At 58.8% G+C, this 13,709-nt stretch carries 12 protein-coding genes and 1 pseudogene; 7 read left to right on the top strand and 6 right to left on the bottom strand.

The features are described from left to right. Together carA and dapB are read right to left on the bottom strand one after the other, a co-directional pair. Nucleotides 1–1,137 carry a glutamine-hydrolyzing carbamoyl-phosphate synthase small subunit gene (gene carA / locus G5533_RS04140; protein ID WP_368157317.1) on the bottom strand — a complete coding sequence of 379 codons (1,137 nt, stop codon included), beginning with the start codon at nt 1,135–1,137 and terminating at the stop codon, nt 1–3. Nucleotides 1,138–1,808: 671 nt separating this feature from the next. After that, the gene (gene dapB / locus G5533_RS04135) at nt 1,809–2,621 is read right to left on the bottom strand and encodes a 4-hydroxy-tetrahydrodipicolinate reductase (RefSeq protein WP_005347132.1); all 813 of its coding nucleotides are present in this window, start codon (nt 2,619–2,621) and stop codon (nt 1,809–1,811) included. A 273-nt stretch (nt 2,622–2,894) separates the two neighbouring features. On the opposite strand from dapB, the gene G5533_RS04130 reads away from it, so the two are divergent. The 5 genes from G5533_RS04130 (at nt 2,895) to serA (ending at nt 8,828) form a co-directional block, all read left to right on the top strand. Then, on the top strand, nt 2,895–3,875 hold the full coding sequence (locus G5533_RS04130) for an alpha/beta hydrolase (RefSeq protein ID WP_139407246.1): 981 nt from the start codon (nt 2,895–2,897) through the stop codon (nt 3,873–3,875). A gap of 438 nt (nt 3,876–4,313) precedes the next feature. After that, the gene (locus G5533_RS04125) at nt 4,314–5,648 is read left to right on the top strand and encodes a Na+/H+ antiporter NhaC family protein (RefSeq protein ID WP_129503682.1); all 1,335 of its coding nucleotides are present in this window, start codon (nt 4,314–4,316) and stop codon (nt 5,646–5,648) included. Nucleotides 5,649–5,859: 211 nt separating this feature from the next. Beyond that, the gene (locus G5533_RS04120; protein WP_005337635.1) at nt 5,860–6,456 is read left to right on the top strand and encodes a 5-formyltetrahydrofolate cyclo-ligase; all 597 of its coding nucleotides are present in this window, start codon (nt 5,860–5,862) and stop codon (nt 6,454–6,456) included. 161 nt (nt 6,457–6,617) lie between these two features. Beyond that, nucleotides 6,618–7,271: a ribose-5-phosphate isomerase RpiA gene (gene rpiA / locus G5533_RS04115; RefSeq protein ID WP_005353106.1), complete on the top strand. Its 654-nt coding sequence runs from the start codon at nt 6,618–6,620 to the stop codon at nt 7,269–7,271. Nucleotides 7,272–7,595: 324 nt separating this feature from the next. Further along, complete coding sequence (gene serA, locus G5533_RS04110) at nt 7,596–8,828, top strand: phosphoglycerate dehydrogenase (RefSeq protein WP_005337639.1); 1,233 nt, start codon at nt 7,596–7,598, stop codon at nt 8,826–8,828. A gap of 81 nt (nt 8,829–8,909) precedes the next feature. Here serA and G5533_RS04105 read toward each other — a convergent pair whose 3' ends face one another. Further along, on the bottom strand, nt 8,910–9,290 hold the full coding sequence (locus G5533_RS04105) for a diacylglycerol kinase (protein ID WP_005337641.1): 381 nt from the start codon (nt 9,288–9,290) through the stop codon (nt 8,910–8,912). 144 nt (nt 9,291–9,434) lie between these two features. Between G5533_RS04105 and G5533_RS04100 the strand changes: the two genes are divergently transcribed. Then, nucleotides 9,435–10,499, top strand: a complete 1,065-nt coding sequence (locus tag G5533_RS04100) for a 3-deoxy-7-phosphoheptulonate synthase (protein ID WP_216953269.1) — start codon at nt 9,435–9,437, stop codon at nt 10,497–10,499. 6 nt (nt 10,500–10,505) lie between these two features. Then, nucleotides 10,506–10,964, top strand: a complete 459-nt coding sequence (aac(6'), locus tag G5533_RS04095; protein ID WP_047437493.1) for an aminoglycoside 6'-N-acetyltransferase — start codon at nt 10,506–10,508, stop codon at nt 10,962–10,964. Nucleotides 10,965–10,986: 22 nt separating this feature from the next. Here the strand turns inward: aac(6') and G5533_RS04090 are convergent, their stop codons facing one another. The 3 genes and pseudogenes from G5533_RS04090 to G5533_RS04080 all read right to left on the bottom strand — a co-directional run bounded on the left by G5533_RS04090 (nt 10,987) and on the right by G5533_RS04080 (nt 13,677). After that, the gene (locus G5533_RS04090) at nt 10,987–11,784 is read right to left on the bottom strand and encodes an ATP-binding cassette domain-containing protein (RefSeq protein ID WP_227342378.1); all 798 of its coding nucleotides are present in this window, start codon (nt 11,782–11,784) and stop codon (nt 10,987–10,989) included. Nucleotides 11,785–11,837: 53 nt separating this feature from the next. After that, the gene (btuC, locus tag G5533_RS04085) at nt 11,838–12,845 is read right to left on the bottom strand and encodes a vitamin B12 ABC transporter permease BtuC (RefSeq protein WP_227342376.1); all 1,008 of its coding nucleotides are present in this window, start codon (nt 12,843–12,845) and stop codon (nt 11,838–11,840) included. 99 nt (nt 12,846–12,944) lie between these two features. Beyond that, nucleotides 12,945–13,677: pseudogene (locus G5533_RS04080) on the bottom strand (substrate-binding periplasmic protein). Nucleotides 13,678–13,709 lie beyond the last annotated feature (32 nt).

Genomic DNA, 13,709 nt, shown 5'->3' with positions numbered 1-13,709 from the left:
TTAGGCGCGATACTGCTTAATCAATTCAATAAAGTGGTCAAAAAGACCGGCACAATCGTGCGGGCCCGGGCTCGCTTCGGGGTGTCCCTGGAAGCTGAAGGCCGGACGGTCGGTGCGATGGATACCTTGCAGGGAACCATCGAACAGGGAGACGTGGGTGGCGCGCAGGCAATCCGGCAGGCTGTTCTCGTCTACCGCAAAGCCGTGGTTCTGAGCGGTGATCATGACGGTGTTGTCATCGAGGCTCTTCACCGGATGGTTGGCGCCGTGGTGGCCAAACTTCATCTTGACGGTCTTGGCACCGGAGGCCAGACCCAGCAGCTGGTGGCCCAGACAGATGCCGAACACCGGCGTGTTGGTATTGAGGAAAGCCTTGATGGCCTCGATGGCGTAGTCGCACGGCTCGGGGTCGCCGGGGCCGTTGGAGAGGAAGATGCCATCCGGGTTCATCGCCAGTACCTCGGCGGCCGGGGTCTTGGCCGGTACAACAGTCAGGCGGCAGCCGCGGTCAACCAGCATCCGCAGGATGTTGCGCTTGACGCCAAAGTCATAGGCCACTACGTGATATTTCAGCTGGTCGGAATCCGGGGTGACGTGCCCCTTGCCAAGCTGCCAGCTCCCGGTCGTCCAGTTGTACGCCTCACCAACCGTCACCTCTTTGGCCAAGTCCATTCCCTTCAGACCGGGGAAGGCGCGGGCCTGTTCGAGAGCATAGGCTTCATCGACCTGTTTCCCGGCCAGAATGCAGCCAGCCTGAGCGCCTTTCTCGCGCAGGATGCGGGTCAGTTTACGGGTGTCGATGTCGGCGATGCCAACGATGTTGTGAGACTTAAGGTATTCGGAGAGGGATTGCTGATTGCGGAAATTGGAGGCAAGTATCGGAAGGTCCCGGATGATCAATCCCTGAGCATGGATCTGACTGGACTCTTCATCTTCGCTGTTGGTGCCGGTGTTGCCTATATGGGGGTAAGTGAGGGTGACTATCTGACGGGAATAAGAGGGATCGGTGAGGATTTCCTGATAGCCCGTCATCGACGTATTGAAAACCACTTCACCAACGGAACATCCCTCGGCGCCTATCGACACGCCTTTGAATACAGTTCCATCTTCCAGCACTAGCAATGCAGTGTGATTCAAGACAACCTCCAGTTATTTAGCTTTAAATTCAGCAATTTACCTGGGTGTTGCGGGCTCGGTTCCGGTCTTGGACAGGACTCGAACCCGGCAGATTTCTGGCAAATTGGGCGCATTCTACTTAAAAAAAGTGGCATTTCAACGTCTTTTCTCAGATGAAATGCATCTAAATTCAATAAAAAAGCAACATTACCCATTATCTATGCACTCAACCGCTTTGCAACCCCCTCCCACGAAAGAAAATGAAAAACCACCACCAAAAGATGCCACCAAGCCAGCAATAGCGACAAAAACAAACAAAAAAACTAATTAAAACAATGGCATTTATTTTTACACGAAAAACATTAATCACAAATTTAACGCTTTTATGATGACAAGAGTGAACATGAAAAATGGAAAACGTTTTTCTTCGTTTGAATTTTTAGTCTTTTCTTGTTGGTGTAAAAAAATGGCTTAATCAGCCATAAAGATGCTCAAATCTGTTACCTGGTGATGACATTCAGGAAGGGAAAATCTGGTGGATAACGCAATAGTGTGATTTATAAGGCATTCAGATAAAAAATTGCCGATAGCGCGTCTTTTTACACAAACTCTGGCTGACTGACAGCAAAAACCCCGGCAAGCCGGGGTTTTTCACTGGGGTAGCAGTAGTACGAAAGTGCCGCTCAGAGGCATCACTTGAGATTGAGCACATCCTGCATGTCATAAAGACCGGCCCCCTGCTGACCAAGCCACTTGCCCGCCCGCACAGCACCGTTGGCGAAGGTCAGGCGGCTGGAGGCCTTGTGGCTGATCTCCACCCGCTCGCCGATATCGGCAAACATGACGGTATGCTCCCCCACCAGATCGCCGGCACGAATGGTGGCAAAGCCGATAGTGTTGCGATCCCGCTCGCCAGTGATCCCCTCGCGGCCATAGACGGCGCACTCTTTCAGATCCCGGCCCAGCGTTTTGGCGACCACTTCCCCCATGGAGAGCGCAGTACCGGATGGCGCATCCACCTTGTGGCGATGGTGGCCTTCGATGATCTCGATGTCGGTGTAATCCCCCATCACCTTGGCGGCCTGCTCCAGCAGTTTGAACACCAGGTTGACCCCGACCGAGTAGTTGGAGGCGAACACGATACCAATCTGCTTGCCAGCCTCTTTCAGAGCAGCCTTGCCTGCATCGTCAAAACCGGTGGTGCCGATCACCATCTGCTTGTGGTGGGCCAGCGCAAAAGCCAGATTGGCCAGGGTCACCTCGGGGCGGGTGAAGTCGATGATAAGATCAAACTCATCGCGCACCTTGTCCAGACTATCGCTGATGGCCACACCCAGATGGCCCAGCCCATTGAGCTCACCGGCATCAAGGCCGATCACCGCCGAACCCGGCCGCTCCAGCGCGGCACCGACCACTACGCCATCGGTGTTGGTGATGGCCTCCAGCAGCACCTTGCCCATACGACCATTACAGCCCATCACGGCCACACGGATCGGATTGTCCATCTCCACCCTCTCATCTCTTTTAATTATGGAAAGAGACCGTTTTACCAGCCCGCGCCGGGTTTGAAAAGCCATGATGCCACCACTCCTTGCTGCACTCGCCAACGGCAGCGCCCACTGGCTGGCCAAGAACTTCCTTTTGGTCACAGGCCGCTTTTCATCGTCTCACTCCATCATTTGGCAGACCGGGTGCCATCTGATAGGTTCGAACGAGTGAAATGCCAGCATAAGCAAAATCAGGGCAACGCCCGTGTCGATATCAAATGAGGTGCAAAGATGAGCGCAGGATTGCTGTTTGCTGTGGGGTTGATATCACTGACCCTGGTCATGCTGGCCGCGGCTCTGCTGTTTGGCGGGCCGAGTCCGGCACCGGCGATGGCCAGCATCAACGACCCTTTCAAGGGGAGTGACTGGAGCAACATGCCACCCCTCTCAAGATACCCGGCGCGTGACGGCACGCAGTTGGCCTATCGGCACTATGGCGCAGAGGAGAATACGAAGAACAACAAGGTCAAGGGCAGCGTGGTACTGGTTCATGGCTCTTCTGCCAGCAGCCAGAGCATGCACAAGATGGCGAGCGCCTTTTCGCAAGCGGGATACGACGCCTACGCCCTCGATATTCGCGGCCATGGCGCATCGGGCAACAAAGGCACCATTGCCTACATCGGTCAGCTTGAGGACGATCTGGAAGATTTCATCAAGTCGGTAGCCCCCGACAAGCCTGCAACACTCGTCGGTTTCTCGTCAGGGGGTGGCTTTGTGCTGCGCGTTGCTGGCAGCACGCGACAAACCCTGTTCGAGAGCTATCTGCTGCTCTCCCCCTATCTCGGCCCCACCGCCGCCAACTACCGGCCCAACAGCGGTGGCTGGGTGCGTGTCGGCTTGCCTCGCCTCATCGCCCTGAGCATCCTCAACGGTTTCCATATTTCCGCACTCAACCATCTGACCGTGCTGAATTTTGCCCTTAATGATGAGGCGAAATCCCTGCTGACCCCATCCTACTCCTTCAACCTTGCTTCGAACTTTCAGCCGGAGCGTGACTACCAGCAAAACATACGCAATGTGCAACGCCCCTGCGCCGTGATCGCTGGCACAAATGACGAAGCCTTCCAAACTGATCAACTTGAACCTGAGTTAAGACGCCTCGGCATCCCCTGGCCTGTCACCCTGCTGCCGGGTATTGGCCACATTCCGCTGACGCTGGAACAGGATGCCATTGCGACAGCCGTTCAGGCGGTAGAGAAACTGACACAGTAACCACACAGCCCAGGTCTTGTGTCCAAGCGTTCTGGAAATATCCGCACCATGCTCACGTAGAGATAGAGAGAGGTGCGGCTGACGTTTGGCAGCGGGAGAAATCCCCAAGATGGCATGCAGAGATCTTATCGTTTCCCTCTTTCCTTATTAAAGGCACGCGATACCCCCAGATACCCGCGGACTGTGTCAGAACAGTAATGAACAATAAACAGCGCTAACTTCTTTTTCCGAATATTCTTTGGATATCTCAATAACACCAGAATCATCAAACAAAAACACCTATCCATCTGGACGTCTATCTTGACCAAGCGAGGTTGACTCACTACTGTGGGCACCCCAATGCGGCAGGATGCCCGCCCTGTTTTCCCCCTATCCCTATCCGATACAGGTACAAAGCAGTTTATGACAGGAGGTCATTGTTCAATTTCAGAGGAACACATGATCCAGACTCAACCCAGTGCCAGGGCCTTGTTGCCACTTCTGGTTTTTCTCGCACTCTTTATCGGTACCGGTACCTGGCTGACCCTGCAGGGGGTCGAATTCGCCTTCTATCAGCTGCCTGCTCCGGTTGCGGCCCTGCCTGCGGTGATGCTGGCCCTGCTGCTTGGCAAAGAGAGCTTCAACAGCAATCTGGAGACCTTCTTCAAGGGAGTCGGCCACAGCAATATCATGGCGATGTGCCTTATCTATCTGCTGGCGGGCGCCTTTGCCAGCGTGGCCAAGGCCACCGGCGGGGTTGATGCTACTGTGGCGCTGGGCCTCTCCCTCATCCCTGGCTGGGCGCTGTTGCCCGGGCTGTTCCTCATCTCTGCCTTTATTGCTACCGCCATGGGCACCTCCATGGGCACCATAGGTGCCGTGGCGCCGGTCGCGCTGGGCGTGGCACAGGCGGCCGGTATTGATCCGGTGCTGATGGCGGGAACCATTCTCTCCGGCGCCATGTTTGGCGATAACCTCTCCATCATCTCCGACACCACCATCGCGGCCACCCGCAGCCAGGGGTGCGAGATGAAGGACAAGTTCCGCGAGAACTTCAAGATTGCGGCCCCAGCTGCCATCGCGGTGATCCTGCTCTATCTGACCCTGGGCTCAGTGGGTGAATCCCCTGCCAACGGCAGCGCCATCGAGCTGTTCAAGGTGATGCCTTATCTGCTGATCCTGGGGCTGGCGCTCGCCGGGGTGAATGTGTTTGTGGTGCTGGGGATCGGTATTCTGGCCGCCGGAGCAGTGGGCATGATCAACGGCTACGCCATCGGTCAGTTCAGCAAGGATATCTATCAGGGCTTTACCGGCATGCAGGAGATCTTCCTGCTCTCCATGCTGATCGGCGGTCTCGGCGCCCTGATGGAACGTCAGGGTGGACTGGCATGGATCAGCGAGCGCATCAGCGCCCTGATTGCCCGTTTCACTCGCGAGCACAATGGTGAACAGAACGAGAAAGCCGCCGAGCTCGGCATCGCCGGGGTGGTGAGCCTCACCAACCTCTGCACCGCCAACAACACGGTGGCTATTATCGTCGCCAGCAAGGTAGCCCGGGATCTGGCCGAACACCACGGTGTCACCCCGCGCCGCGCCGCCTCCATGCTCGATATTTTCTCCTGCGTGGTACAGGGTCTGATCCCCTGGGGCGCACAGGCGCTGCTGCTGGGCTCCATCTTCGCCCTGTCACCGCTGGCGGTAGTGAGCATGAGTTTCTACCCGATGGCGCTCGCGGTGGCGGCACTGATTGCCGTGTTCGTGAAGCACCAGATGCGCGGCAAAGCTGACAAGTAACAGACCAGACGCTGGCGCGCCGACATGCCATCAACAGGGGCCACACCCTGGCCCTTGTTGACTCACTATCGGATCCGCCAGCATTTATCCCACCGTTCCGGGCATCAGCCGTCCGGGACGGGGTTTCCCTGCCCCCCTTAACGTCAAGAGTGAATGTGCTAAGGTAGAGCGCGTTCAAGCCATCGATGCGCAGCTATACCAGAGGTTCCCCATGCATGAGTCCCAACCCGAACGTCAATCCCTGCGCCAACTGGTTCGTCAACGCCGCAAAAATCTGAGTCCGGCCGAGCAGCAGGCGGCGGCCCAACAGCTGCTGGCCCAGTTCAAGCAACACCCCGAGATCCTCGCCGCCAAACGCATTGCCCTCTATCTGGCCAATGACGGGGAGATCAATCCCTTGCCCACCATCCATTGGCTGTGGGCCCAGCACAAAGAGGTCTACCTGCCGGTGCTCCACCCCTTTACTCCGGGTCACCTGCTCTTTTTGCGCTATACCGCTACCAGTCCCATGGTGCGCAACCGCTACGGCATCGAAGAGCCGGAGCTGGATATCCTGCAGGTGGTGCCCCACAGCACGCTCGATCTTATCTGCACCCCGCTGGTCGCCTTCGATGCCCAGGGTAATCGCCTTGGCATGGGGGGCGGCTACTACGATCGCACTCTCGCCATCTGGCATGAGCACAAACTGGGCCCCAAGCCACTCGGCATTGCCCACGACTGCCAGCAGGTGGATGCGGTCCCGCAAGAGGAGTGGGATGTGCCGCTGCCCCAGATCATCACCCCGAGCCACTGCTGGCGCTTTGAATAGGCTGTTTTTGGCAGGCAGCCCCTGCTTTGTGCGCGCAAACGCAGAATAAACAGGCAAACGATTTACAAAGTCCCTCTTTTTGCCCCGGAACGTGAGCAACAAGGTCGCGACGGGGTACCGGGTTGGATATAATGCGCCCGCTTTTTTCTTAAGGAACGATCATGACTCAAGATGAAATGAAGAAGGCGGCCGGTTGGGCTGCGCTCAAGTATGTGGTTCCCGGCACCATCGTCGGGGTGGGCACCGGCTCTACCGTCAACCACTTTATCGACGCGCTGGCGACCATGAAGGACGAGATCAAGGGCGCGGTATCCAGCTCCGTGGCCTCTACCGAGCGCCTCAAGGGCTTCGGCATCACCGTATATGATCTCAACGAGATCGACGCCCTCTCCGTCTATGTGGATGGCGCCGACGAGATCAACGCAACCCGCGACATGATCAAGGGCGGTGGCGCAGCCCTGACCCGCGAGAAGATCGTTGCCGCCGTCGCTGACAAGTTCATCTGCATCATCGACAACACCAAGACCGTCGACGTGCTGGGCCAGTTCCCGCTGCCGGTGGAAGTGATCCCGATGGCCCGCGAATACGTGGCCCGCGAAATCCGCAAACTGGGTGGCAACCCGGTCTGGCGTGAAGGTGTGGTCACCGACAACGGCAACCACATTCTGGATGTAAAAGGGATGGCCATTACCGACGCCAAGGCGCTGGAAGTACGACTGAACGCCATTGTTGGTGTGGTCACCAACGGCCTGTTCGCCGCCCGCGGCGCCGACGTGGTCCTGATCGGTACGCCGGACGGCGTGATTACCCAGTAATCCCGACACCGGTAGCACAGTGCAGCGGCATCCTCCCTCCCTCGCCAGCGCCACTCTGCAACCTCTGACGCAGCAGCGGCGTTGATTGAGCACCGGGATAGGATATGACCCAAACATTGCACTGTGAATAAATGACGGCGCCTGATGGCGCCGTTTTTATTTATCCCTCAACAAGTTGCATACGGATGTTTACAACATTCGTTGATAACTTCAAAGAATTTGACTTTCGTCACAAATATTCCCTCTCCCAAACGTTTTTGCTACTTTACGGTTTTCTTCGCACACCAAATCTGCACTTACGTTTGCACATACAGAGGGATCGTCATGACTGCCAAGTTTTCGTTGGACAAGGATAAAATCAAGGTTCTGCTGCTGGAGGGGGTTCACCCCAACACCGTAGAGACCTTTCGTGCCGCAGGTTACACCAGTGTGGAGTATCTCAAGACCTCGCTCTCCGAAGAGGAGCTGATCGAGCAGATCCGCGACGTCCATTTCATCGGGCTGCGCTCCCGCACCCAGATCACCGAGAAAGTCCTCGACGCCGCCAACAAGCTGGTCGCCATCGGCTGCTTCTGCATCGGTACCAACCAGGTCGAGCTGGAAGCGGCCCAGATCCGCGGTATTCCGGTCTTCAACGCCCCCTTCTCCAACACCCGTTCGGTCGCCGAGCTGGTACTGGGCGAGATCCTGCTGCTGCTGCGCGGCATCCCCGAGAAAAACGCCAAGTGCCATCGCGGCGTGTGGGAAAAACTGGCCAACCGCTCGGTGGAAGCGCGCGGCAAGAAGCTCGGCATCATTGGCTACGGCCATATCGGCACCCAGCTTGGCATCATCGCCGAGAGCATCGGCATGAAGGTTTATTACTACGATATCGAGAACAAGCTCTCGCTGGGCAACGCCATCCAGGTGCCAAGCATGGTCGAGCTGCTCAATATGTCTGACGTCATCAGCCTGCATGTGCCGGAGACCGCCTCCACCAAGAACATGATCGGTGCCGAGCAGCTGCGGATGATGAAACCGGGCGCCATCTTCATCAACGCCGCCCGCGGTACCGTGGTGGATATCGATGCGCTGGCTGACGTCATCAAGAGCGGGCATATCGCCGGCGCTGCCATCGACGTCTTCCCGGTCGAGCCCAAGTCCAATGACGAAGAGTTCCAAAGCCCGCTGCGTGGGCTGGAAAACGTCATCCTGACCCCGCACATCGGTGGCACCACCCATGAAGCGCAGGAGAACATCGGGCTGGAAGTGGCCAACAAGCTGGTCAAATACTCCGACAACGGCTCCACCCTCTCCGCCGTCAACTTCCCGGAAGTGTCGCTGCCGGGCCATAAGGGCTCCAGCCGCCTGCTGCACATTCACCGCAACCAGCCGGGCGTGATGAACCAGATCAACCAGATCTTCGCCGAAGAGGGGATCAACATCGCCGGTCAATACCTGCAGACCAGCAGCCATATAGGTTACGTGGTGATCGACGTGGAGACCGAGCACAGCGAGAAAGCGCTCGCCAAGCTCAAGGAGATCAACGGCACCATCCGTGCCCGCATCCTCCACTGATAGACCCTTATCTGCGCAGCAAAAAGCCCGTCGTGATGACGGGCTTTTTTACGTTGTGGAGCCTGATAGCTGCGTGATGGCTTACCACCATCCCAACAGGTTGCGGCCCACCAGCGCACCCCACACTAGGGCGTTCAGGGCCAACGCGATAAAGACGGCGGCAGAGCCCAAATCCTTGGCACGACCGGAGAGCTCATGATGCTCGGAGCCAACCCTGTCTACCACAGCTTCAATGGCAGAGTTGAGGATCTCGACAATTACCACCAGCCAGCTGATGACGATAAGCAGCAGGATCTGGTTGAGAGAATCCCCCAGCCAGAAGGCCAGCGGCATCAGCAACAGGATCAGCATCAGCTCCTGCCGAAACGCCGCCTCGTTAATCCAGGCTGACTTGAGCCCCTTCATGCTGTAACCGGTTGCGTTGATGATGCGGGTGACCCCGGTTGCCCCTGGCTTTGCCACGCTAACTACCTCATTTGGAATCGATTTTGGCCTCACATCCTATCAGAGCCCCCCAAGGTTTCAATCAGGGGACTTTTGCTTTATTTTATCTCTTTGCTTTTTCGCCCCTTGCGGCTGACACCACCCACTCGAGACTTGAGTTGTATGTCCATTCACACAGATGAATTGCGCACCCGTCGCCTGGAGTCACTGATCACTCCGAGCGAGCTTGCACACGCGTTTCCGATCACCGATACCATTGCCCAGAATCTGCTGGATGCCCGTCGCGAAGTGGAAGCCATTCTGGCCGGAGACGATCAGCGCCTGCTGGTCATTGTCGGCCCCTGCTCTATCCATGATCCCGCTGCTGCTCGCGAGTATGCCCAGCGCCTCAACGCCCTGCGCGAGCAGTATAAAGAGAGCCTCTGCATCGTGATGCGCACCTATTTCGAGAAACCACGCACCATCGTCGGCTGGAAGGGACTGATCAACGATCCGCGCCTCGATGGCAGCTTCGATGTCAACGAAGGGCTGAAACTGGCGCGCAAACTGCTGGTCGACATCAACGAGATCGGCATGCCCACCGCCACCGAATTCCTCGATATGGTGACCGGCCAGTATATTGCCGACCTCATCACCTGGGGCGCCATCGGCGCACGCACCACCGAATCCCAGGTACACCGCGAGATGGCTTCGGCCCTCTCCTGCCCGGTTGGCTTCAAGAACGGCACCGACGGCAATACCCGCATCGCCATCGATGCGGTGCGTGCCGCCCGTCACAGCCACATCTTCTATTCGCCGGACAAGGACGGCAAGATGACCATCTACCGCACCGCCGGTAACCCCTTTGGTCATGTGATCCTGCGTGGCGGCCACCGACCCAACTACGACACCGCCAGTGTCGATGAAGCGTGCGAGGCGCTGGCCGATGTGGGCCTGCCGGAGCGGCTGGTGGTCGATTTCAGCCACGGCAACAGCATGAAGGATCACCGTCGCCAGCTGCTGGTCGCGCAAGATATCTGCGATCAGCTGCGCCGCGGCCGCACCGGCATCGCCGGTATCATGGCCGAGAGCTTCCTGGTGGAAGGGCGTCAGGATGTGGAGAACGGCTGCGCCGCCACCTTTGGCCAGAGCATCACCGATGCCTGCCTGTCATGGAGCGACACCGAAACCCTGCTGGCGATGCTGGCAGAGGCTGCGCAGGTGCGCCTTGCCAAGCGGCAAGCCTGAGCCCCGATGACAAATATCGGCTGGCAGATAGTCCCCCTCGATGAGACGCTGCTGGCGCAGTGGGCAACCCTGCGCCAGCAGCTGTGGCCGCATCACGCACTTTCGGCCCACCTGCAGGAAGGGGTTGAGATGTTGGCCAATGCACATCTCAACGCCTTTCTGGCGCTGGATGAGCAGAGTCAGGCGGTAGGCTTTGCCGATGCAGCCCTGCGCCACGATTACGTGAATGGCTGCAACAGCAGCCCTGTGATGTATCTGGAAGGGGTCTATGTGCAACCGGCCTCGCGCCAGCGTGGGGTGGCCCAAGCCTTGATCGCTCAGGTGGCGCAGTGGGGCCGCGAGCTGGGTTGCCGGGAACTGGCCTCCGATGCCGCCATCGACAATCTTGCCTCGCAGCAGATGCACCAGCGACTCGGCTTTGCCGAAACGGAGCGAGTCGTATTCTTCAAAAAGGCCCTCGGCTGACGCCAAGGGCCTTTCTTGTTTCTCACAAACTGGGCATAAACCAGACCCGACCCGCCGCTTCGATGCGGTCGGTGCGGATCTGGAATACCTGCGCCAGCAGCGTCTCATCCACCAGCTCGACACCCCCTTCGCGCACCACCGCGCCCCCTTGCAGGCAGAGAATGCGGTCGGCCCAGTCGATGGCCAGATTGATATCGTGGATGGCGAGCACCACCAGCAAGCCCTGCCCGGCCAGGGTTTTCAGCAACCGCAATAGCGCCAGCTGGTGATGCAGGTCGAGCCCCGCCAGCGGCTCGTCCAGCAGCAGCACCTTGCCGGTCGGATTGAGGCTCGGCCACACCTGCAGCAGGGTGCGGGCAATCAGCACCCGCTGCTGCTCGCCCCCCGACAACCGGCTGAAGTCACGAGCCAGCAAAGCTTCCAGCTCCAATGCCTCGCACAATGCATTTATCGCCTCGTTCTGTCTGGCGGGTGCAACCATCTCATCGAGCCCCAGGCTCAACACCTGAAACACCGGAATATGAAACAGCTGGGGCTGACGCTGGGGCAGCATGGCGCGCCGTTTGGCAAGCTCGGGCCAAGTCATGTCAGTAAGCACTCCCCCCCCCAGCAACACTGTGCCATCGGCGGGTAAAATCCCCGCCAGCGCCCCGAGCAGGGTCGACTTGCCACTGCCATTGGGGCCAAGCAGCGCCACCAGCTGGCCGCCATGCCAGCGGATATCCAGGGGAGAGAGCCGTCCGGCAATGGCGAGTGCGCGCGCCTCCAGCAGCGGCGCAGTAGCACCAGAAGAAACCGGCATGTGATCAGCGGGCGACATCGGCATCTTGCCTCAACAACGGGTAAATAAGCTGAATGCGCGCCCCGACCAAATCATGCAGAACCATCAGCAGTTTGCCTCAATAGCAGATAGATAAAGAGCGGCGCCCCCACCGAGGCGGTGATGACCCCGATAGGCAACTCCCCCGCGCTCAGGGTGGATCGAGCAACCAGATCGGCTGCCAGCAGCAGGGCCCCGCCACCGAGCGCCGACGCAGGCAGCAGGAAACGCTGATCGCTACCGCCACAGAGCCGCAGCAGATGGGGCACCACCAGCCCGACAAAACCGATCACCCCGCACAGGGATACCGCCACCCCGGTCAGCAGACAGACCGCCAGCACCAGCCGTACTCGCATCCTGTCGACATCCATCCCCATCAGGCGGGCCTGGGTCTCCCCCAGCAGCAACTGTTGCAGCGCCTTGCCCTGCCAGCAGAGCCAGCCCAGGGTGAGCGGCAGCACCAGCCACCACCAGGCAAACTGCTGGCTGCCGTAAGAGAGGCTGCCCATCATCCAGAACATGAATTCACGCAAGGAGCCGTCGTCGGCAAAGTACATCAGCCAGGTCATGGCGGCATTGGTGAGAATACCGATAGCCACCCCAAACAGTAGCAAGCGGGCATGGCCGAGACGCGCCCGGCGAGCCAGCCGAATGAGCAGCATGGTCACCAGCAGGGCGCCACCGAAGGCCGCCAGTGACAGCCCCCAGCCGGGCAGATAGACACCGAGGGATTTGGCTACCGCCATCGCTACCATGGCAGCCAGTCCTGCCCCGCTTGAGACACCAAGCAGCCCGGGCTCCGCCACCGGGTTGTGCAGCATCACCTGCAGCACGGCACCGCCACAGGCAAGCGCTGCACCAGCCAAGAGGGCCAGCAAGGCGCGCGGCAGACGCAGCTCCAGCAGGATGCGCTGTTCGAGATCGCCAAGGGGCTGCCAGGGCAGCAGCACAAACTCGCCCCAGACGAGGGATAAGAGAAACAGCAGCAGGGTCAGCAGCGTCAGGCCACCGAGCCAGCGCCGCTGCCAGCGCTGCTGGCGGGCGATAAGGGAGAGGTACAAGGATGATCCCCAACAATAACAAGGCTACATCCCCAGCCCTGTCGCAGCGCCTGGGGGAAGCAGGAAAAGGGCATGATAACAGTGGCTTGCCACCCAAGGTCAAGGCTGGTAACGCTTTGCCATCACGCTTATCTCGCCGCTGGCCACCAGATTTTGCAGCGCTACCAGCAAGGGCTGGCGCAACGACTGATGAGGTGAGTGCTTGCTCATCCCCAGATAGAGGGTCACCGGCGTGGCGGGGCGGTAGTCCGCCTTGCCTATCCGGCTGGCATTTCCCTGACTTAGGGGCATAGTCCACCTGACAGTCGGTGCCAATCATCAGCGGCAGGTGACCGCGCTGCACCATGCGCAGCAGCTGATCTTCGGTGGGTACTCCGTGCTTGTCGAGGCGACTGTCAGAGTTGAAGGGCTCAAAGTAGGCGGAATTGAGCACATAGCCCACCTTCACCCCCTGCAGATCGCGGTATTGGTGGATCCGGGCCACATTGATCGGCTGACCATAAAACGCGGGCCAGCACTTGTAGTAGGCAGGCTGCAGATAGTCGATGAACTGCGCCCGCTCGGCGGTATAGGCGAGGCCAATCATCAGATCGACCTGACCGGTCTGCATCTGCTTGAGCGCCCTGCCCCACGGCATCCGCCGTACCTGCAACTCAATGCCGCTCGCCTGTTGCAACCGGCGCAGGATGTCCATGTCGAGCCCCTGCAACCGGCCATCCGCTTGCAGGATGCGAAATGGCGGCCACAGATCAGTGGCCACCGTCAGCGTCGGGGTCGCTCGCACCGGCATGGCAAATAACAGTAACAACACAATCCCGCATAACTTGCCCATCCCATCGCATACCTCGCACGGCTTATCCTGTT

It is taken from the genome of Aeromonas sp. A600620 (assembly GCF_029479985.1).
Lineage (GTDB): Bacteria > Pseudomonadota > Gammaproteobacteria > Enterobacterales > Aeromonadaceae > Aeromonas > Aeromonas veronii_A.
The sequence above is the reverse complement of the archived record's forward strand: the minus strand, read 5'-3'. Positions and strand labels throughout refer to the sequence as shown.

Coding starts and splice junctions, on each gene's coding strand:
- G5533_RS04090 (WP_227342378.1), bottom strand. CDS start 11,784: ATGTCGCCCGCTGATCACATGCCGGTTTCTTCTGGTGCTACTGCGCCG.
- dapB (WP_005347132.1), bottom strand. CDS start 2,621: ATGGACAATCCGATCCGTGTGGCCGTGATGGGCTGTAATGGTCGTATG.
- G5533_RS04100 (WP_216953269.1), top strand. CDS start 9,435: ATGTCCATTCACACAGATGAATTGCGCACCCGTCGCCTGGAGTCACTG.
- serA (WP_005337639.1), top strand. CDS start 7,596: ATGACTGCCAAGTTTTCGTTGGACAAGGATAAAATCAAGGTTCTGCTG.
- G5533_RS04130 (WP_139407246.1), top strand. CDS start 2,895: ATGAGCGCAGGATTGCTGTTTGCTGTGGGGTTGATATCACTGACCCTG.
- G5533_RS04120 (WP_005337635.1), top strand. CDS start 5,860: ATGCATGAGTCCCAACCCGAACGTCAATCCCTGCGCCAACTGGTTCGT.
- G5533_RS04125 (WP_129503682.1), top strand. CDS start 4,314: ATGATCCAGACTCAACCCAGTGCCAGGGCCTTGTTGCCACTTCTGGTT.
- rpiA (WP_005353106.1), top strand. CDS start 6,618: ATGACTCAAGATGAAATGAAGAAGGCGGCCGGTTGGGCTGCGCTCAAG.